Origin of the sequence: Collinsella sp. AM12-1 (assembly GCF_003472325.1) — a bacterium.
Taxonomy (GTDB): domain Bacteria; phylum Actinomycetota; class Coriobacteriia; order Coriobacteriales; family Coriobacteriaceae; genus Collinsella.
Genome location: NZ_QRLS01000007.1, coordinates 1 through 19,406 on the forward strand (window position 1 = coordinate 1; position 19,406 = coordinate 19,406).

At 56.2% G+C, this 19,406-nt stretch carries 21 protein-coding genes; 5 read left to right on the top strand and 16 right to left on the bottom strand.

Going from position 1 to position 19,406, the window contains the following annotated elements; translation table 11 throughout:
* Positions 1-196: 196 nt before the first annotated feature.
* On the top strand, positions 197-463 hold the full coding sequence (locus DW136_RS04705; RefSeq protein ID WP_118289194.1) for a transposase: 267 nt from the start codon (positions 197-199) through the stop codon (positions 461-463).
* A 274-nt stretch (positions 464-737) separates the two neighbouring features.
* Here DW136_RS04705 and DW136_RS09965 read toward each other — a convergent pair whose 3' ends face one another.
* From DW136_RS09965 to DW136_RS04750, 7 genes are all read right to left on the bottom strand, one after another.
* Positions 738-896, bottom strand: coding sequence for a hypothetical protein (locus DW136_RS09965; RefSeq protein ID WP_158571438.1), 159 nt, complete (start codon positions 894-896; stop codon positions 738-740).
* A gap of 30 nt (positions 897-926) precedes the next feature.
* Entirely contained in the window at positions 927-2,120 is a 1,194-nt protein-coding gene (locus DW136_RS04715) for a relaxase/mobilization nuclease domain-containing protein (protein ID WP_118289196.1), read from the bottom strand.
* A 6-nt stretch (positions 2,121-2,126) separates the two neighbouring features.
* Complete coding sequence (locus DW136_RS04720) at positions 2,127-2,336, bottom strand: hypothetical protein (protein WP_118289197.1); 210 nt, start codon at positions 2,334-2,336, stop codon at positions 2,127-2,129.
* Complete coding sequence (locus DW136_RS04725; RefSeq protein WP_118289198.1) at positions 2,333-3,079, bottom strand: hypothetical protein; 747 nt, start codon at positions 3,077-3,079, stop codon at positions 2,333-2,335. The genes DW136_RS04720 and DW136_RS04725 overlap by 4 nt, the downstream gene beginning before the upstream one ends.
* Before the next feature lie 1,610 nt (positions 3,080-4,689).
* On the bottom strand, positions 4,690-5,208 hold the full coding sequence (locus tag DW136_RS04735) for a hypothetical protein (RefSeq protein ID WP_118289200.1): 519 nt from the start codon (positions 5,206-5,208) through the stop codon (positions 4,690-4,692).
* A 442-nt stretch (positions 5,209-5,650) separates the two neighbouring features.
* Positions 5,651-6,517 carry a DnaB-like helicase C-terminal domain-containing protein gene (locus DW136_RS04745; RefSeq protein ID WP_147347851.1) on the bottom strand — a complete coding sequence of 289 codons (867 nt, stop codon included), beginning with the start codon at positions 6,515-6,517 and terminating at the stop codon, positions 5,651-5,653.
* Positions 6,505-6,759 (bottom strand): hypothetical protein, encoded by a 255-nt coding sequence (locus tag DW136_RS04750; RefSeq protein WP_117802820.1) that lies wholly within the window; start codon positions 6,757-6,759, stop codon positions 6,505-6,507. Before DW136_RS04750 ends, DW136_RS04745 begins: the two co-directional genes overlap by 13 nt.
* A gap of 242 nt (positions 6,760-7,001) precedes the next feature.
* Between DW136_RS04750 and DW136_RS04755 the strand changes: the two genes are divergently transcribed.
* A complete protein-coding gene (locus tag DW136_RS04755; RefSeq protein WP_147348098.1) occupies positions 7,002-7,784 on the top strand; it encodes a hypothetical protein in 783 nt (260 codons plus the stop codon).
* A gap of 28 nt (positions 7,785-7,812) precedes the next feature.
* Here the strand turns inward: DW136_RS04755 and xerC are convergent, their stop codons facing one another.
* Entirely contained in the window at positions 7,813-9,093 is a 1,281-nt protein-coding gene (gene xerC, locus DW136_RS04760) for a tyrosine recombinase XerC (protein ID WP_233546542.1), read from the bottom strand.
* A 525-nt stretch (positions 9,094-9,618) separates the two neighbouring features.
* Here xerC and DW136_RS04765 point away from each other — a divergent pair.
* Positions 9,619-9,867: a hypothetical protein gene (locus DW136_RS04765; protein ID WP_118227292.1), complete on the top strand. Its 249-nt coding sequence runs from the start codon at positions 9,619-9,621 to the stop codon at positions 9,865-9,867.
* A gap of 275 nt (positions 9,868-10,142) precedes the next feature.
* On the top strand, positions 10,143-10,508 hold the full coding sequence (locus tag DW136_RS04770; protein WP_117583556.1) for a hypothetical protein: 366 nt from the start codon (positions 10,143-10,145) through the stop codon (positions 10,506-10,508).
* Positions 10,509-10,641: 133 nt separating this feature from the next.
* On the opposite strand, the gene DW136_RS04775 is transcribed toward DW136_RS04770, so the two are convergent.
* The 3 genes from DW136_RS04775 to DW136_RS04790 form a co-directional block, all read right to left on the bottom strand.
* Positions 10,642-11,115, bottom strand: a complete 474-nt coding sequence (locus DW136_RS04775; RefSeq protein ID WP_118227291.1) for a YhcH/YjgK/YiaL family protein — start codon at positions 11,113-11,115, stop codon at positions 10,642-10,644.
* A gap of 197 nt (positions 11,116-11,312) precedes the next feature.
* Positions 11,313-12,248 carry a hexose kinase gene (locus DW136_RS04785; RefSeq protein ID WP_118289202.1) on the bottom strand — a complete coding sequence of 312 codons (936 nt, stop codon included), beginning with the start codon at positions 12,246-12,248 and terminating at the stop codon, positions 11,313-11,315.
* 59 nt (positions 12,249-12,307) lie between these two features.
* Positions 12,308-13,189 carry an aldose 1-epimerase family protein gene (locus DW136_RS04790; protein WP_118289203.1) on the bottom strand — a complete coding sequence of 294 codons (882 nt, stop codon included), beginning with the start codon at positions 13,187-13,189 and terminating at the stop codon, positions 12,308-12,310.
* Positions 13,190-13,345: 156 nt separating this feature from the next.
* Here DW136_RS04790 and DW136_RS04795 point away from each other — a divergent pair, with 156 nt between their 5' ends.
* The gene (locus DW136_RS04795; RefSeq protein WP_233503118.1) at positions 13,346-13,930 is read left to right on the top strand and encodes a flavodoxin domain-containing protein; all 585 of its coding nucleotides are present in this window, start codon (positions 13,346-13,348) and stop codon (positions 13,928-13,930) included.
* A gap of 75 nt (positions 13,931-14,005) precedes the next feature.
* Here DW136_RS04795 and nagA read toward each other — a convergent pair whose 3' ends face one another.
* The 5 genes from nagA to DW136_RS04820 form a co-directional block, all read right to left on the bottom strand.
* Positions 14,006-15,175, bottom strand: coding sequence for an N-acetylglucosamine-6-phosphate deacetylase (gene nagA, locus DW136_RS04800; protein ID WP_118289204.1), 1,170 nt, complete (start codon positions 15,173-15,175; stop codon positions 14,006-14,008).
* A gap of 118 nt (positions 15,176-15,293) precedes the next feature.
* Complete coding sequence (locus DW136_RS04805) at positions 15,294-16,460, bottom strand: SIS domain-containing protein (RefSeq protein ID WP_117806792.1); 1,167 nt, start codon at positions 16,458-16,460, stop codon at positions 15,294-15,296.
* A 114-nt stretch (positions 16,461-16,574) separates the two neighbouring features.
* Complete coding sequence (locus tag DW136_RS04810) at positions 16,575-17,306, bottom strand: GntR family transcriptional regulator (protein WP_118289205.1); 732 nt, start codon at positions 17,304-17,306, stop codon at positions 16,575-16,577.
* A 185-nt stretch (positions 17,307-17,491) separates the two neighbouring features.
* Positions 17,492-18,574 (bottom strand): PTS system mannose/fructose/sorbose family transporter subunit IID, encoded by a 1,083-nt coding sequence (locus DW136_RS04815; protein WP_022094609.1) that lies wholly within the window; start codon positions 18,572-18,574, stop codon positions 17,492-17,494.
* A complete protein-coding gene (locus DW136_RS04820; RefSeq protein WP_035137676.1) occupies positions 18,564-19,364 on the bottom strand; it encodes a PTS sugar transporter subunit IIC in 801 nt (266 codons plus the stop codon). The genes DW136_RS04815 and DW136_RS04820 overlap by 11 nt, the downstream gene beginning before the upstream one ends.
* Positions 19,365-19,406: the final 42 nt, after the last annotated feature.

Sequence of the window (19,406 nt, forward strand, 5' to 3'; positions counted from 1 at the left end):
GGACCCGTTCAGGCTGTTGCGTTGAGATTGAAAATCAACCATTGGTACTTCAGGTATGCCATATATGAACATGAGGGTAATAGTTCAATTAGTTAATGCTTTTTACCAGCTATTTTATTAAGCCCACACAGACCAATGATGCATACTAATTGCTTAGTTTTGAATAGAACGAATAGCGATAAAAAGGACAGCCGCTATGGACAATGTAACCGAAAACGACGCCGCAGGTGTCCTCGTCCTCGGGGAGGACGGCACCGACGGCCTCAACGCCGCCGTCAGGGACCTGCTTGAGGACCTCGTCAACGTCGCGATCGACGAGCAGGCCTCCGAGCTCGGGATGCCGAGCAACGGCTACCGCGAGCGCGCCCTGAACACCCGCGCCGGAGAGATCGCGCTGCGCATCCCGAAGCTCCGCGAGGGCACGCGTGGCGAATTCCTGTCGGTAGTACATCTCAATTTTTAACGAAGGGAAAACGGCTCTGCGACCGCGTTCCGTGGCGGTTGCCGGTGCGGCTGCACGACAGCCCAACGTCGTTTCCCTCGGCCCAGTCGGCGAATGCCTTCGGGGAGTACCGGCTTCACGTGCGCGACGCGCGCCCCGAGCCTGCAGTCGTAGGCGAGCCACGGGCTCCCCACCGCGACCCTGAGCTCGCGCCAGGGGTCATCGGGCACCGGGCGGCGCTTCCGGCCGCAGTACGTGGAGCGGGCCAAGCCGAGCAGCCCGCACATCATATTCCTTAGCGGTGTCTGGACTTCTTGGTCTCGACGGCATCCTCCTGCTGGCGCGAATTGCCGTTATTGGAAGAAGCGGCCGTCGGGTTGTTCGCGGCAAGACCGCCGTAGCCCTTTTCATCGCGAATGTCCGCCATGGCCTCGAGGATTTCTTCCTCGGTCATCTTTCGACGGCCGTCGCCGTTCGAGGAAACCTAAGGGTACTCAATGCCGAGGGAGCCGGCGAGAGAGGACGGGTACTCGACGCCGGGGCCGTCGTTCACGGAGTCGTTGCGGTTGATAGTCGATTTCAGGCGGTTCATGAGTTCCGCACCCTCGCGAGAGCACGGCACGGCCGCCTTGGCGATAGCCAGGGCGGCGGCACGCTCAACGTCGGTCATCCAGCGCTCGCGGTTCGACAGGTTGTGGGCTCGGTGGCGGCGGCTGACGTATTTCTCGGCCATCGTCTGCTCAATCGATTCCGCGGTGTATCTCTTGCCGAGCGTCGAGCCCTTGACCTTTCTTGCGACGGGGTCGCTCGGGTGGTGGTAGACGATATCCCCTTCCCGGTTGTAGTTGATTTTGATGCCGAGTTCGTTGAGCTTGGATGCGAAATCGGTAGGGCTCTTGGAGATTCGCATCGCGACGTCAACTCTGTCGCGGATGTCGTCTTTCCACAACCATCCCTCGCGAGCCTCGATCTGCCTTTCCGCCATGGTGTCGGAGATTCCGAATCCGCGCGGCACGATGAGGCGCATGGCGCGGCCATCATCGATCCTCATGGTGGTGTACGAAAAGCCTGCGGCCTTGTCGGGATCGGTCGGGTTGGGGTTGGCGGATCTTGGCTGGCGGACGGCGGTCAGGCTGTCCGTATATGTCTCGGGAATCAATTTCTCGACAGAACGACGCCCATCCAATTGCCGCTGCATCGCCTCGCCATAGTCCTCGACTCGGGCGCCCTTCGCCTCGTTAGCGAGTACGTTGTCGAGTGCCGCCATCGCGCGGTCAAGCCTCTTGCCGCGTGAGACTTGCAGGCCCCTCGCATCCATCTCGGCCTGGGTGCAAGACTTTCCATCGGTGGCAAAGGCGTGCCATCCACGCTCGAGCGACATCGTCTGCAAATCGGCTCGCATCGCTTGGATGACCTTGGTCGTGAGCAGACCGGAGATGCGACGCTTGGTCTCGAGCTCGGTGTTGTTGATGACGATATGTGCATGAAGGATGCCCTGCTTGCCGGCGGCCTCGCGGGCGGTGTTGTCATCGTGATAAGCGATAGCCACCTCAAAGCGTCCGATGCCCTCGCCTTCCGGGCCTCGGGAATCAAACCATTTGGATGCCCACTCGTTCACGAAGTCCCGGAAATCATCGAGCTCGACGCCGTTGTCCTTCTCGTCCAACGAGATGATCACTTGTTCCTAGGTGCGAATCTTGCCGTCCCTTTTTACCGGCACGTCGTTGCCGAAAATCTCTCGGGTCCGATCCATCACCTTTGCCCAGTCCCTCCCCTTCCAGTCGCGGTCGGTCAGGTTGAGGAAATCTCTGTCCAAAGCTCGATCGTTTTTAAAAAGGTAGTAGCGGATCCATTTGACGGAACTATGCCCAGAGAGGGGTTTCATGAACGTCATAAGTCACCTCCGTCTTCAATCTGGTCTGGACGGGACGCGGCGTGCTTCTTGCCGCGGACTCGGCGGCGGTCGGCATTGGGTTTATTGATGGGGGCCTCAGAATGCACGGCGGCGGTCAAGTTCACGGACGGGGTCTCGGACAAGGACTCGACTTGGTCGGCGAGGGTCTTCAAGCGTTCGTATATCGCCTTGTTCTGCTTTGAGAGGCGTTCGTAGAGCTCTATGATCTCGACACGCTCTTCTTGTGAAAGGGCGCGGTGGTTGCCGTATTTTTTCAAGATGCGGTTGAGCGCCCGGACGGACTGGTTGTAGTTCACCCCGATGGATCGGATCTCGTTTGAGATAGATTCCAAAGCACTGTCCGTGATTGCTTGCACGGTCAAACTATTCGTTTGGCTGTCGGTGTGCTTGAGGGCGAGTTCTGGGCCGAGCGGGCGGGTGATGGACTCGACACCTGGGGTGGCCCGGCGGATGGACGACAGGTCGAGCGTGACGGGCAGGGCGATGAGGGTGCGGAGGTATTCGCTGCGGCTGGCGTTGATGGCGTCAGCGCGTGCGTCGAGGGCTGTCAGGTCGGCGTTCGGGAGGCGGACCGTGATGCGGCGGGTGGCTGATTGGTCGGGCGAAATGGCTGACATTTCGGCGAGCTGTTGGTCGGGCTGCATCCAGGCAGGCGGGGCGTAGGGCTGGGCGGCGGATGGCGCTTGGGTTGCGTTGAGTTCATCTGGCGAAATGGCTGACATTTCTGATCTCCAATCATCACGGCCGGTACCGAGCTTCGCGAGCGGCCGTTCCCCCACGCGCGATCAGGCATTTTCAATGTCTGACAATGTCTGACAGCCCTGGCAGACATTTCGCGTGGGGTGAGCGAGCGAAGCGAAGCGATTTCAGGCCACTTGTGGCCCCAGCTGCGGTTTTGCCGCAGGTTCAATGTCTGACATTCTTAATGTCTGACGTTGAACGAAACTGGCGTGCTAATTGGCCTTATGGGTAGTTTGGAGCACTTTTTTGGGGCGGTTCGGGTGTTGCCGCAGCGGCATCCACAATTGGCAAGGCCATTTAGCACCTGCCGTCTGACCGCAGGGAAGGCGGCCGCGCTGCGGGGTGATCGGCTCCTGCTCGGGGCGAATTCTGCTATCCCCTGGCATGTGATTGGGACGTTGGAGAATGTCTGACAGGTAGCCAATGGGTGCTTGGTCAATGTCCGCCAACTCCACAGCTGGGGAACATAAATGTCTGCCAGGGCATAGGGATCTCGATGAATGTCCGACAAAGAAACAGATGGGGAATAGGGCTAACGAGGGGTTGCGGGCAACGAGGATGGGTGCGTTTTGAGAGTGCATCTGGCAGAGGAATACGGCGATCTGCGATCCGCTTCAGATGGTGCTCTCCCCTATCCGGCGAGCGGCTTGGAAGTATGAGGTTGGTTTCTGATGGGTGTGCAGCAAGTCGCGACAGCAAACTGTTTGTAAGGTCGAAAGGGTTTCAGCAATTGGATTTGGACGCTGATTTGATTACCGTTCTGGTTTGAAATCATTGTTTGTAGTTGCTCCGGCATTAACTTGAAAGGCTTGTAAAAAGGTTTCGCGCAACGAAAAATGACGGCGCGACCGCTACGTATTTAGTGATTACCGGCAATCTGAAAGCAAGTTCTTTCAATTTAGAAACGTGAACTGACTGCGAATTATTAGAGGACGAATAGGAGAAATTGAAAAGAAATGGACTTCGCATACCGTTTGATACACGCACAAAAATAAAATCTAAGCGTGGTTTTAAAACTGAAAACGTTGTTCGAATTAAAGGAAATCAAAACCTGTTTGAAGTTTTATTGCACGGCATTATGAGTTATTTGAGTCGGTTGGAAAGTTGATTTCGTCCGTTAATGACAAGAATAATAACGAATAGCGATACTGCGGAGTGCCATTCAATGCACTCCGCATGCTTTTCAATTAGCTTTCGGTTGGTGTCTGGATCATAACTTAGAACTAAAATCAGGACTGATTTATAAGAATCTCGGCTCGGGAAATCAAATTGGTGTGTTCTTGACCCCGAGGTATTCAGTGATTCCCGTGCAAATGACCGATTTGTAGATGCACCTGTCTTTACTCAAACGGCAATCGAGTCTGTTGATCGGCATGTCGAACGCAAGGTCAAACCGTTTGAGCGTGACGTGCGACAGACACGGCGAGAGTTTTTTCAGCAGCCGCCAAAATCTCTTGTCGCCAGCGACCTTATTCGGGTCGAACTCGATGAAACCGCGGTTCATGCTCACCCTGCAACTCGGCTCCATGAAGCCGATGCCCAAACAGAAAAAGGGAGCCTTGATCGGCTCCCTTTTTCTGTTTGGGCATGACTAGAAGAACACCCCGGTTGGGTTATCCATCATTTCGTACCATTCATCGCTGGGTTCAATCGAATCATCGCTTAGATCTGCCAGCGCTTCATAGTATTCATCGCTGTGCTCGACCCAGTCATCTGAAAGCGCAGCCCGACGGTCGCGCTCCTCGCAGTCGATCCAAATGTGCGGCTCGTCTTTCCAATCCTGCTTGAACCGCAGTATCGTTTCGAACATCACAGCATCGCCGCGCTCGTAGAACGCCGCGACCACCTCACTACCGCGGCGAACCATATATGGCCAATCCTCCGGAATCTTCGCCGTCGGGTTCTTGATAAATTCCTTACGGTTGAACCAACTTCCAGCCCATGAATCTTTATTCCATGCAATTCTTTGGAACTCAAAGGCATCATCGCTTTCGGCGAACGCAGCAAGGAATTTATCAACCCTGCGATAATCCAAACCCACCCGGCTTTGGTCTGAGTCAGCCGTACAAATCAAGAACGGAATCTCGATTGGCGTGTCCTCGTATGCCATCTTTGTCTCCTTTGCTTTCATGGAGCCTAGTCTGGCTCCCTTTTTTGTTTCCGTTTGTGGGAAGTGCGCCCTACCAGCTCTTTCCCTGATTTCGCCTCGGCGCGTCACGGGCGTGATCTTCGTTCCACGCCGCCACCACTTCTTGGGCGTCGGCAATCATGTCGTCCAACCCTTCCTCAACGTCCTGCGACTTCCTGGGGTGCGTCAGCGCCCAGATTCGATCCTCAAGCTGCGCGATTCGCTCATGGAAAGCGGCCGCAGGTTCATGGTTTCCTCGTGGGCGCACAACGACTACCGAAGCACAGGCTCATCGACTCGCTTTGGTCGGATTCCCACGTCTCCCACGCCGACCATGCCTATAACGTCAACGGAAAGCACGCTTCCGTGGTAGAGGTGCTGTTGACGAGCCATGAGCCACAATGACGGGGCCCGAGCACCATAATTAGGCGATCTCGGTGAACGTCGCGGCGGGGGCATCGAACTCGAACTCTACGACACCGCATGAGCCGTAGCGATTTTTCGTGACCGAAGCAATAACAGGCCGTTTTTTGAGCAACATGTTGGCGTTACGCTCTTCGGGCCTGTCGCCCTTGATCGAGAGCGACATGACGATGTCGGCCGAATACTCAAACATGTTGCAGCCCCCTATGGCCTGAAGCCCGGTGGTCTGTTTGTCATAGTTCGTTCGATTAATCGACGATATTGCAAACAGTGGGCAATGCACCTCATCCACAATGCGGCGTAGTTCCGATGCAACGAGCTTGAGACCGACACGCTCGTCGGCAATGCGCAGCTCCTGGGGCAGAGAGACGATTTGCGCGTAATCGACGATAACCAGTGGCGGCTCGCCATATCTATCGGCAACCTCCTCGATTGCCTTCCGCATTCCCGCATTTTTGATTTCACCGGAGATAATGAACATGCGCTCGGCAATACTGCGCGCATAGATATCGACCGACCTGTCAAATTGCTCACGTTTTCCCACGGACATATCGCCACTGTACATGTCCTCGTACGTAAGCCCACCGTCGGTAATACGGGTCAGACTCTTCGCGAGCATGCTCGCGCGGGTGAGCTCGCCCTCGAATATTACAACCGGATGGCCTGCAATCGCCCAGCAATCCCCAACTTGATGCATAAAGGTAGTCTTGCCAGTGCCAGGGCCACCCGGCACGATGCACAGATATTGGCGCACGCCGCCGAGAAGAGCATCGAGCACACGGTGCTCAATATGGCCAAGCGGCTTATTGTTAAGAATGTCAAGCGTGGTCTTATCCAGGCCATCGCTCATCGGTTTTACAGACGACACGGCCTGCTCACCTCCAGTTCACGGAGATAGGCAAACAGGCTCGACTCGAGAATAAAAACGCGGCGATGCAACGCAATCGCGTGCCCGCTCTCCTTCATGAGCTTCGATGCAGTGACCGGACTGAGTCCGGTCATTTTGCTCACGTCGGAAATACCGAGAAGGCGTTCGCGCCCCAAGTCGGGGCGAAAAGAAACCGCAGATGATGCCTGTACAGCAACGTACGGTTGGGGTTCTCCAATCATGGTAGAATCCTTTCGGGCTTGCTCGCCCCTCCCCCTTCGTCGCCAAACTTAGTTAGGGAAGGGCGGGCGGCTTTTCAATCAACGACCGAGAATTAAATAACTCCTTTCAGACCAGCTGGTCAGGCTATTACCTAATGCCATTATACTATTTCGCACGGTGATTCGGTATTTTAATCTAATTTCTTTTCTAATTCATTTTCTAACGTCATAGATTTTTACGTCTAACTGAATTACAATCATATATGGAGATTGGAGTTATCATGGGCCGTTTACCATTATCCGGAAGCAAGATGAAAAAAATAAAGTACGGAACAACTGTTCTGGAAACCACACCCAAGAAAATCGACGAGCTGCGCCGTAAAAACCCTGAATCGATCAGGAGCACCGGCGAGGCGATCGACTATCTGTGCAATTTGCTTACAGGGCTTACGCCCCGATTTGCAAAAGTCCTGGAAGACACTTGTGCCAAGGAGATCCAACTCATCACTAACGAGATGAGAGCCCTTCCCATCGACGGGACAGAAGAGCTGACGTTTAGCACTAAAGAGTTGGAACGTGAACAGTTCCAGCGCCTCTACGACCATCTATCCCTCTACTATAAAGAGGCAGAAGAGCCCCAGGGCATGAAGCGTGTCAATCTTTTGGGCGGTGATTACGCGGTCTTTCCCTCCTCATGGACGCTTCTGGAGCCGGAAGATTGCGCAGAATCGTGCAGCCAGGTCGGAATTATCGAAATTCGCGGCGGAGCAAAGTACGACGCTCCCCATTTTGTCTTCTTCCACAATGGCGACTTTAGCCCAAAGGATAAATTGCAACGCGCAACCAAACTCTGGCCCCGCATGGCCGATGTGATCCGCGACGAGGTCAAACTGGTCACAGATGACGAGGGGCATTACCTAAATAAGGACGAGCACCTTGCTGCTCCCATCATTTGCTATTTCAATCTTCTAGATGCCAGCTACTATCAGTCAATGGAGCTGGAGCCGCCATACGGCGCGATGATCTGCCGAAACAATGCCGCTTAGAAAAAGAGGCCCGATGGGGCCTCTTTTTCTAGCCTTTCAGCAGATTGTCCAACGCAGACGCAGCCTTCTGGTCATTGGCCTCGATAAAGTGGCTATAGATGGACAGCGTCGTCGATGGGCTGGCGTGGCCCAGACGCGCTTGGATCGTCTTGATATCCGTATTGGCCCCAACGAGCAGAGTCGCCTGCGTATGCCTCAGTTCATGAGGCTTCAGCCCGCTGTAGCCCGTATAGCGCGTGCGAGCGGCGCCGTCGCTGCCAACGACCTCCCTGCTCTCTTTAAAAGAACCGAAGCCGTTTTTCACTGCAAACAGCCTAAACGCCCTCGAATAGTTATGTCCGTCCATCCGGGTCACAAAGGCCCGTTTGCCGCCGGGGACATCGGCAATCCCAATGGAATGGACAATCGGCGTTTCTCCGGTCTGCCCCACTGCAAATGAATCGAACTCACTCCGCTGAATGTCTTTCCATCTGTCCAAATAGTCGGCAAGCTCATCTCCCACCGAAATCTTGCGCCTACTCATCTTTGATTTAGGCGGCCTCAGCGTCCTATCGTTCGTATATTGCTTCACTATCCTTAAGGTCTTGGCATCGGGGTCATAATCCTCCCACGAGAGGCCCAGGGCCTCCCCTTTCCTTAAGCCGCATAGAAGCAGAAGCATTGTGCACGTGATGAAGGAAGATGGCTTCTCTTCCAAAAGGACCGTAAGCAGCCTTGCCGCCTCCTCGGCACTCAGCGCCTTACGAGCCTCGACATTCTGCTTGGGCAGCTTCACTGCCCTGCACGGGTTCTTTCCCACAAGGTCGTTATCGACGGCGTCCTCCATAATCTGTTTAAGCTTGATGTGGATGCGGCGAATTTCACTCTCGCTGAACCGCCCGTCTTTTCTAGCCTTGGCATACACGGCACGAATGTCATCCGATTTAAGCCGATCGAGATTGGGATTGCCGAACAGCTCGCGTATATGGCGGATATCCAATCCTTCACGTTCATAGGCAAGAGGCGACCCCATAGTCGACTCCCTATTTGCATGAAACCTGTCTGCATAATCCGATAAACCCAGAACGTCATTCTCCCGGCTGGAAGCACCCTCAAGCTCAGCCCTATAGGCCTCTAGCGCCTTGGCAACCTCACTCGGCCAATTTTTCGGGTTCTTGCTCCTGCAATGGACTCTACGCGATGGGCTGCGACGGTACCGGCCCGTATCAGGGTCCTTTCCCAGAGAAAAGTAGATTCGATAGACCCCCTTGGCCTTATCGATGCACTCCGAAGTTCCGCGTGCGGTCTTTTTTATCGATCCCTGAATCATATCCCTCACTAGGTTTTCCATTAGGCTTGATGGCAAAGCTTTAAAGGCTTTGCCATCAAGCCTAATGGAAAGATTTCACACTTTCAAGCGTCGATAAGTGTGAAATTGGTGGGAAATCTAGTTCTAATAGCTAGCTCGATATTTGCTATATACATATATTTACGTGCAGTTATTTTAAACTCAGTGAAATTCGCACTATCTGGGTAAAGGTTCAATTCACGTACTCGTAAAGCGGGGGTCACCGGTTCGAGCCCGGTCGCTGGCTCCATTGCACAAGATAGCCGCCTTCGGGCGGCTTTTTTGTTGCCGATTTTGAGTGCGTGCGCGCCAATCCAAGCATCGCCACGTCAACAGCGGCCCACTCGGTGGACTTCGGGTTTAATGCTTAGGGGCGGGGATTTACCAAAGTGAAATCTTAATGAAAAGAAACCCAGCTGCAACAATTGCCATGGTGAGGGCTCGAATTGGCCATATAGATCTAAAATAGTCACAATATACAAATGTCGAGAGACATTGGGGATATAGATGAAAAGAACTAAGGGTTTTCTTTTGTTGGTATTGATGCTGCTCGGACTGTTCTGCCTGAGTGGCCCTTCTTGGGCCGAGGCTGCCTGTCCTGAAGGTGAGCCTCAGCAGTCTTATACGGGCAGCCTGCTGATAACTGCTAAGGAGGGCGATGCCGACTCTCAGTCTGGGGTAAATCCCCTTGCCACTTTTGAGGGGGACGGCGGTACGGTCAAGCTTGACCATATTGGTAGCGGGATTTTGAGGTAGCAAGTTCTTCCGGACAAAATTGCGAACGATCCCTTCTCTTTTGCTGGAACGATTTATCTATACAAGGTTGTGAGCGGAAAACAAAAATACGTCGATTGCTATCCGACAAACGGGTCTGGAATTGCATTCACCGGCATTTCGGGGCAGATTGATACACATGTACGAAAGGGAACCTATGTGGTGCGTTGGGTTGGAGCTGCTGCAGGCCCGATATGGATTGCGGTCTTGCGCCCCGATGTCCAAATAGATTTCTCTCTCTAGACGGGAAGTTGCTCATGGACGCCATATATGACGGAGATGACTGGGTCGATCATTATACTTGGCGCCTGGTCGGCTCGAACGACAATGGGGATGTGGTGTTTGATGGACTATGTCCAAAGCATCTCCATCCTTTTGTCTCGTCGTTAATTGAGAGTTCCGCTCGTGTTGCCCCCTACAGCTCGGCATCGCTTCATGATACGGACGTTTTGAAGACCATAAGGGAATCAATTGACGAGGGCACGATGAGCAGTACATTGTTCTCTCGGCTTGTGGGGCTGGATGAGATTCAATCGAAACGACTGCTTGCGGGCGAAAAGGTGGAACTCACTTATCGGTCGATGATTTCAATCCTGCGGCTAGCCGATGTTCTTCGCAAATAAACATCTCCCCTATTCAAAAACCGAAAACCCCGCCAAGCGTGATCCCCTTAGGGAAAACACGTTTGGCGGGGTCCTAGCGTGATTTCCCTAGGGGAATCACGCCATCAGACGAGCAGCTCAGTCGAGCAGCGCGCTACTCCTCCCAGTAAGCATCTGCAAGCAGCTTAAAGCAAATCTTCTTGATCGGTTGTGCGCCATCGCCCGGGAACTCGAGCGTGGGCATGTGAGGCTCGCCGGCAACGAACAGCGCAAACTTGTCGTCGGCAAGATCGCTGGCGATCGAAGCGTCGGAATCGACCAGATCGTAGTCGTCCTTCTCGTCAAACTCCTGAACCAGCGTCAGGCTGCCCGTGGCGACCTTAAAGGCCTCGCGACCCTCGACATCGATCTGCAGGTCGTGATAGCGCTGATGCGTCTCATAGTGAGCCTCGGCCTCGGGACGCGTCGTGGGAGCCATGACGTTCGCATAGACCTTGTCGCCCAGAATCGGATGGCTGCCGACCTCGAGCTCTGCCGGGTCGTTCTCCTCGAGCCAGTCGATCAGCACGTCGAGGCCCTTGAGCATTCCGCGGTACTCCTCGATATCGCCCAATGCACCGTAAATCATCTAAATCCCCTCTCGGATCGCTTCTTTGGCGGCTACTCGGCAAACGCGTTACCGACGCTGTTGCCACCCACATACGCCTCGACCAGGGTAAGGTCGGGATTGAACACGACAAACTCGGCGTCGCGCCCCAGCATAATGCTACCGCACTTGTCGTCGACATGAGCTAGCAAGCAATGCCGGGGCCGACGCCCAGGCTTTTACAGCTCGGTCACGACAACGCCGTTGTAGACCTCGTCCCAACGGTCCATGACCAGATGGCCGGTCATGGGATCCATGGCATTGAGCTTGCCGCAGGTGTTGGCGGTACGCAGCACCGTCTCGTCGTCCGCGCCAGCAGCAATGGCATGCGCGAAGCCAGCGATAGTGGAGTCACCAGAGCCCGTAGCGTTAACGGCAGGGATATCGGGCGTCTTTGCGCGGAACGCACGGCCATTGTGGAAGCCAACGGAGCCGGCAGCGCCCATGGACACGACGACCCAGGGGATATCGGAGAAGCGGGCATCAGAGGCGAGCGCGGCGCGGAGCTCGTCCACATCGTCGGTGGTAAAGCTCGTACCCAAAAGGCCGTTGATCTCGGTCAGGTTAGGCTTGACCAGCTCGGGCTTAATTTCGGACTTAAGGGCGGCCTCGAGCGAAGCACCCGAGGTATCGAGCAACACCTTGGCACCGGCGTTCTCGGCAATGCCCGTGATCTTGGCATAGTAGTCTGCCTCGACACCGCGGGGCAGCGAACCCGAGATGGTGACGACGACGGCCTTGCTCGCAAGCTCGGTAAACTTGGCGGTAAAGGCATCGAGCTCCTCGGGGACAATTGTCGGGCCGCTCTCGAGCAGCTCGGTCTGGTTGCCGGCATGAAGGATATTGAGGCAGATGCGGGTCTCGCCCTTGATGGGCACAAAGTCGTTGTTAATACCGTTGGCGTCCATGAGCTCAGCCATGTAAGCGCCCATGTGGCCGCCGAGCAGACCGGTTGCCACGACGTCGTCGCCCAGCTGACCCAGCACACGGGCCACGTTGAGGCCCTTGCCGCCGGCGGTCTTTTCGGGCGTCACACGGTTGACGTCGTCGATAACAAGCTCATCGAGCTGATAGCGCGTATCGACAGACGGGTTCATCGTAACGGTGAGGATCATTTTTAGCTCCTTATCTCGCAGGCTCCTTGTGCCTCGCAATACGAGTCGACAAAACGGAATTACAGAATTTCAATCGTGAACGAGCGAACGACGGTCTCCTTGGGCTTGGCGACAAGGCAGCCGCGCTTATGCTCAAGCACGTCATCCTCATCGGAGCAGGTCGAAAGGCCGCCCCAGGGCTCAACTGCCACAAAATCGCCCTCGGGCTTACTCCACACGATGAGGTACGGAAAGCCCTCGAAGCTCAGGCGAACGCCCTTGTCCTCGCCCTTTTTGGAAAGCGTGACCTGACGACTCTCGAGTACGTCAAAGATGGTCTCCGCAAAATCGAAGAGCTCGTGCGACAGGGGCAACGTCTTCCCCACCATGGGGTTCTTGGAGCGGTTTGCCACATCAATCAAGCCAGTCGAAGGAACGGCGGTGCAGAGCTCCGCAGCCTCGTCCTTCTCAAAGCGCAGCTCGTAGTCCGTATAGGCCTCGCCCTCATCGAGCGGGCACCTAAAGCCGGGATGACCGCCAATAAAGAACGGCATGTCCTCGGTGCCTTCATTGGTCACCTCATAGGAGACACGCACGGCGGCGTCCTCGAGCGTATAGCGGGCGACAAGCTTAAACGGATACGGATAATCGCTCAGCAACGCGGCGTTATCCTCCGAAGCCAGGCACATCGCCAGCTCGTTCTCACTCTGGCTCAGCAGCTTCCACTCCTGTTTGCGCGCAAACCCGTGGCGAGCGAGCTTCACATGATGCCCGGCAAACGTCATGGCGCTACCATCACGCAGGCCTCCGCAAATCGGGAAGCAAATCGGTGCCTGGCCGGACCACACGGCGGGATCACCCTGCCACAGGTACTCGCGACCTCCAGCCTCAATCGAGGTAAACGAGCCGCCGGCCGTGGAGACCTTGATAGAAATCGAATCGTTGGAGAGAGCGTATTCCATTGTCCATCCTTTCGAACAACTGCTTTTTGCTCGCAAGAACCCGTCTCGGCCCTGACCAAAGGACAAACCCGCACGTTCATCGATGCGTCCGGTATCCCAGCCATGCAACGGGGTACCATACAGACATTGATGCAATTACAGCTGAAAGGCCTTCTTATGCGAACCATCATCCTTTATGCCTCACGCCACCACGGCAATACGAAAAAGCTCGTGGACGCCATCGTCGAGGCGCACCCCGAAATCGATACCCTCGACGTCAAGGCGCTCGGCAAAAACGAGTATCCCAACCTGCACGAATATCATCTGATCGGTGTCGCCACGGGCATCTATTACTCCGAGATCGACAAAGATATGGCGCGCGTGCTCACGAACGTGCTGCAGCCGCAGGACAAGGTGTTTGGCCTTATGACCTACGGTGGCAAAAACAAGTGGTACGGCAAGGATATCGATGGCATCTGCCGCATGAGGCAGGCCATCTTTATGGGTGTCTACGGCTGCCCCGGTTTTGATACGTGGGGGCCGTTCAAGCTCACCGGCGGTGTCCAAAAGGGACACCCGAACGCTGAGGAAATTAAGGGCGCCGTCGACTTCTTCGACAAGATCGAAGACGAGTATGGCGACATCATCGTCGAAGAGTATGCCAAGCGCGAGAAGCGTCTAGCCTACGAAAAGGAGCATCCTGCAGGAGGCCTGGTGGCCGGCGTTAAGCGCACGGCAAAGAAGATCGCTAACAAGCTGTAACTGTAAAGGTGCTTTTGAGCGTTTAACCCATACGGCGGGTCCGAGCAGATTCGGGCCCGCCGTCTTTTTCTATCGTTACTCGGTAAAGGCGTTGCCGACGCTCTGGCCGCCAACATACGTCTCGACGAGGGTGAGCTCGTGGTCGAACACGACAAAGTCGGCGTCGCGACCCGGCATGATGCTGCCGCACTTGTCCTCGATGTGCGCGGAGCGTGCCGGCACCTCGGTTGCCATGCGAATGGCGATATCGGCGCTGGCGATGCCCCAGTCGACGATGTTCTTGACGCCCTGGGCAAGCGTGAGCACCGAGCCGGCAATGCTCTTGCCGTCGGCGAGCCAGCACAGGTTGTCCTTCATGATGACGTCCATGCCACCACTGGTGTAGCTGCCCTCGGGCATGCCGCCGCAACCCAGGCAGTCGGTGATGAGGACCGTGTGCTGCCAGCCCTTGGCCTGCAGCAGCGCCTTGATGGCGGCAGGGTTTACGTGCTTGCCGTCACAGATGATCTCAGCGTAGGTCTCGGGCGTGGACATGGCAGCACCCACGACACCGGGCTCACGGTGATGCAGCCCGCGCTGGCCGTTATAGGTATGCGTAAAGCAGCTGGCACCGGCGTTGATGGCGGCGATGCACTCATCGTAGGTGGCGTCGGAGTGACCGATGCTGGTCACGACGCCCTTCGCGTTGAGGGCGGCAGCATAGGTGGCAGCGCCATCGCGCTCAGCGGCCATAGCGCTCTTAACGATGCGACCGCCAGCAGCCTCCTGCCACTGGTCGAAGACCTCCTCGGAGGGATCGATCAGGTAAGCGGGGTTCTGCGCGCCCACGTGCTTCATGGTAAAGAAGGGGCCCTCCAGGTAGATGCCCTGAATGCGAGCACCGCAGAAGTCGGGGCCGCGACCCTCGTCCGCCTGGGCGATAGCGGCGCAGGCGTCCTTGATCTGCTCAACGCCATCGGTGAACGTCGTGGGCAGCCAGCTGGTGGTACCGCGACGGGCAAGCTCGGTCGAGCTGATATCGATGCCTTCGGGATCGTTATCGGTAGTTGAGTGGTTGTAGAAGCCATGGATGTGAGTATCGACCATACCCGGTGCGACCCACGATCCCGTGTAGTCCTTAATCTCGCAAGAGGGCTCGTCGACCTGCCAAGCGCCAAAGACGCCATCCTCGACCATAAGATAGCCGCCCAGTTGCGGGCCTGCCGGCAAGAAGAACTTGTCAGCCTTAATTGCGTACGTGCTCATATGCACTCCTTGCTTCTAAAGCAGTTGACTGTGGTGATGCTTATACCCGGTCCATGTAAAAACAAAAAGCGCCCGCCCGCCGTTATGAGCGGACGGGCGCCCTTACAGGGGGACGCGATTAAGCGGTGAAGGGGTGAATCGTCACGCCCTTGACCACGCGGTTGACCGTGCCGGTGGGGCTCGGTGTATCGGGCGTGTTGCCCACGCGCACGGAGTTGAGCAGGCTGATAGCCTGGGCAAACATCACGAACGGCAGGGCAAGGTAGCCCTCGGGAAGCGCCTCGTAGCCCTTAAAGGTAAAGGACTCGCCCTCGTAGACGGTAGCGCCATCCTGCTGAACGGCAACGGTGTGCTGAGCGATCTTGTCGCCACCGATCTCGTTGAGGATGTCGATGTCGTACTGACGGGTGTAGGCGTCGTTGTTGACGAACACGAAGACGAGCGTCTTATCGTCGACGAAGGACTTAGGTCCGTGACGATAGCCCATGGAGGTGTCGTAGGAAGTAGCGACCAGACCGTGAGCAAGCTCGAGAATCTTAAGCTGGCTCTCCTGGGCAAGGCCGCCAAAGGAGCCGGAGCCCAGGTAGGTCACGCGATTGAAGTCGCCAGCGAGGTAATCGGCAACCTCGGACTCGCGAGCGATAACCTCCTCGCCCATCTTGGCGATGGTCTCGACCCACTCGGCCTTCTGCTCGTCAGAGGCAGTGTCGAAAATAAGGGTGGAGAGCAGGGTCATGCAGGTGTAAGAACCGGTCATGGCGAAGCCCTTGTCGTTGGCGCGCGGAATGAGCAGCGTCAGCGCATTGGGGTCATCAGCGGACTCGACGGCGAGCTTGCCCTCGGGAGCGCAGGTGATGTTGAGGAACTTGACGTTGTGGACGAGCTCCTTAGCAACGGCAACTGCGGCAAGGCTCTCGGGGCTGTTGCCGGAGCGGGCAAAGGAAACCACGAGCGTGGGATCCTCGGCGCGCAGGAAGTCGCGCGGTGCGCTCACGATGTCGGTCGTGGCGATGGGCTTAAAGTCGTAGAGATCAGTGTTGCCAGCGTGACGCAGGTACGGGGCGCAGGTATCGCCAACGTAGTCGGACGTACCGGCACCGGTAAAGACAACGGACAGACGGCCCTCGCCCATAGCGCGAGCCTCGGCCAGGAAGGCCTCGATGGCCTCCTTGTTCTCGCGATAGATGTTGAGCGTATCACGCCAAAGCTCGGGCTGCTGAGCAATCTCGGCCGTGGTGATCTGGGCGCCGAGCTCGGTGAGCTCCTCGACACTCTTCTCGAACATTTCTAATACCTCTCTCTAGAAGTAATCCTCTGACGTGCAATTATACACTTCGGTTGGTTATCTGGTAGTAACCAGTTAAATGCAAAGAATCACCATATGGAAACGATGCGGACACTAGTTGCTACGCTGGTGGTAAACCTTGTATTTAAACTGATCGGCACGAGCAACCGAGAGTGTATACTCCACAACCTCGTTTGACTCGTTATACGTAGTCCTGACCAAATCGAGCACAGGCGAGCCCTCGACAATTCCCAAAAGGTGGGCATCGGTGGGACGGGCTATGCTCGCATAGAACTCCTCTTCGGCCACGCGTATCTTTTGCTGAAAGTCTTGCTCAATCACATCGTAAAGCGGCTTACGCTCCAGCAGCGGTCGTTTTAAGGACAGAAATTGACGAACCGGTAGATAGCTGCGTTCGACCATCATGGGCATGTTGTCGGCAGAACGAAGGCGCTTGAGCTTAAAAATGCGATCACCGATACGTAATCCCATATGCTCGGCCAGATTCTTACCGGCCTCCATCTCGCAAAAATCGAGAATCGTGGTCTCAGGGTCGCGACCCATAGCGCGCATCTGCTCGGTAAAGCTGTAGGACTGCATAAGATTGGTTGCCTTTGCCGAACGGTCGGTCACAAAGGTACCGCGACCGTGCTGCCGAACCACCAGTCCTAAACGCTCCAGTTCCTGCAGAGCCAGGCGTACCGTAGTGCGCGAGAGACCATAGCGCTCCGAAAGTTCGCGCTCGGAAGGAATCATGTCACCGGCGCGATATTCATGGTCAATCTTTTCGGTCAGAATATCGACCAGCTGATCGTACAGCGGTTGCTTACGCGCTCCGATCGCCATCCTATCCTCCCTTTTGCTCGAATTCGGCTAACTACCTAGGGTGTTAAGCATTATCAGTCCGCAACACCCGAATCATCAAGAAAACAAAAGCCGCGCGCTCTTTCGAGCACGCGGCTTTTAACATACACATGGCTTAAGGGGTCGGGGTGTGAGCCGCGTAGGGACACACCCCTCAAGCTAGAGCCTTACCAGATGCTCGGCCAGAGACCAAGCGGGCCAGCGCCCAGGATGCCCAGGACGAAGAGCAGCAGAATGCCCTTGGTCGGGGTCCAGCTGTGCTTAGCGAACATGTAGTAAAGCAGCAGCGTAAGCATAAGCGGGACGAGCTTCGGGACGATGGTGTTGAGGGTGTCGGCAACGGAGAAGTTGACCGGATCCTCGGTGACGGTGCCGTAGGTAACGGACTCCATGCCGTTGCCCAGATCGGTGACGCCGCACTCGACAGCGTTGCCGTCGGCATCGGAAGCGGTGAGGGCGTTGCCGTCCTCATCGGTCATGGCGATGGTACCGGCCTCAGCGGTCTCGGTATCGATGCCCTCCATACCGGTGAAGTTCTCGGCCTCCTTCTCGGAGACGATCACGGTAGTAGCGGAGAGGCCACGGGTGGTGCCGTTGGGGATCTGGAGGTTGATCTGGGTGCCACCCATGGTGACGACCAGGCAACCGACGACGAAGACGCCCATGATGGAAGCGGCACGCGTGAAAGCCTGCATGTTGGCAGTCAGAGCGTCAATAGCGCTGGTGCCAAGCTTGTAGGACCAGTTCATGAGCCAGAAGCGCAGAGCGAACTGGACGACGTTGAAGATCACCAGGAAGATGATCGGCGCAGCGGCGTTGCCGTTGATGGCCATGTTGGAGGTGATGCCGGCCGTGATAGGCACGAGCGTCAGCCAGAACAGGGCGTCACCGATACCACCGAGCGGGCCCATTGCGGCGACGCGGACGGCGCGGATCGTGGGGATGTCAACCTTGTTCTGCTCGAGCGAAAGCACGATACCCATAACAAAGGTGACGAGGAACGGGTGGGTGTTGAAGAACTCCAGGTTGTGGCTCATGGAAGCCGCGAGGTCGTTCTTGTTGGTGTGGATCTTCTCCAGACCGGGGATGATGGAGTAGAGCCAGCCAGCGGCCTGCATGCGCTCGTAGTTGAACGATGCCTGCAGGAAGCAGGAGCGCCAAGCCATCTTGTTGAGGGTCTTCTGGTCGAGCTGCGGAGCAGGAGTGAGATCCTCGTAGTGCTCCGGGATCACATACTCATTAGATGCCATCTTCGAAGTCACCTCCGTCAGAAACAGCTGCACCCTTCAGCTCGGTCTGCTGCTGGAAGTCCCAGAAAGCGATGCCGAAGCCGATGAGAGCGAGGATGAGCAGAGCAGGGGTTGCCAGAGAATCGTTGGCAACGGTGATGAGCGCGAGGCCAAAGCCCATGAGGAAGAAGCCCCACATATCGCGGTTCATCATAACCTTGAGCAGGACGGCGAAGCCGACGAAGCGCATCATGCCGCCTGCAGCGGAGAGACCGGTCTGCAGCCAAGTCGGGATGGCGGAAGCGATGGTCTGACCGATGGTGGCGCCAGCGATGAAGAACAGGGTGACGACGACGGCGAAGATCAGGCCGAGCAGAGCCATGGCGAAGTAGTTCAGACGCTCGATACCCTTGGTGTCAGCGTTGTGAGCCATGTTGTCCGCAGAGGACATGAGCGGCGACATAAGCGTGAAGACCAGGGTAACGCCGAGCTGACCAAGCAGAGCGAACGGAATGGCAAGGCCGACTGCCGCGTTGGGCTCGAGGCCCGTAGCGATAGCGAGAATGGCTGCCATGATGCCGCCGATGACGGCGTTAGGCGGCTGAGCACCTCCGATCGGCATGTTGCCGATCGTCATGAGCTGATAAGTACCACCCACGAGAAGACCGGTGTTGAGGTCGCCAAGGATAAGACCGATGACGGCGCCGGTGACGATGGGCTGATAGAGAGACTCGAGGAAGTTAAACTGGTCGATTGCCGCGACGAACGTGACGATGAAGACCAGAGCGACCTGGAAGATCGTGTATTCCATCTTGCTCCTCCTTTCAAAATGTATGTACGCACTTTGGATTTC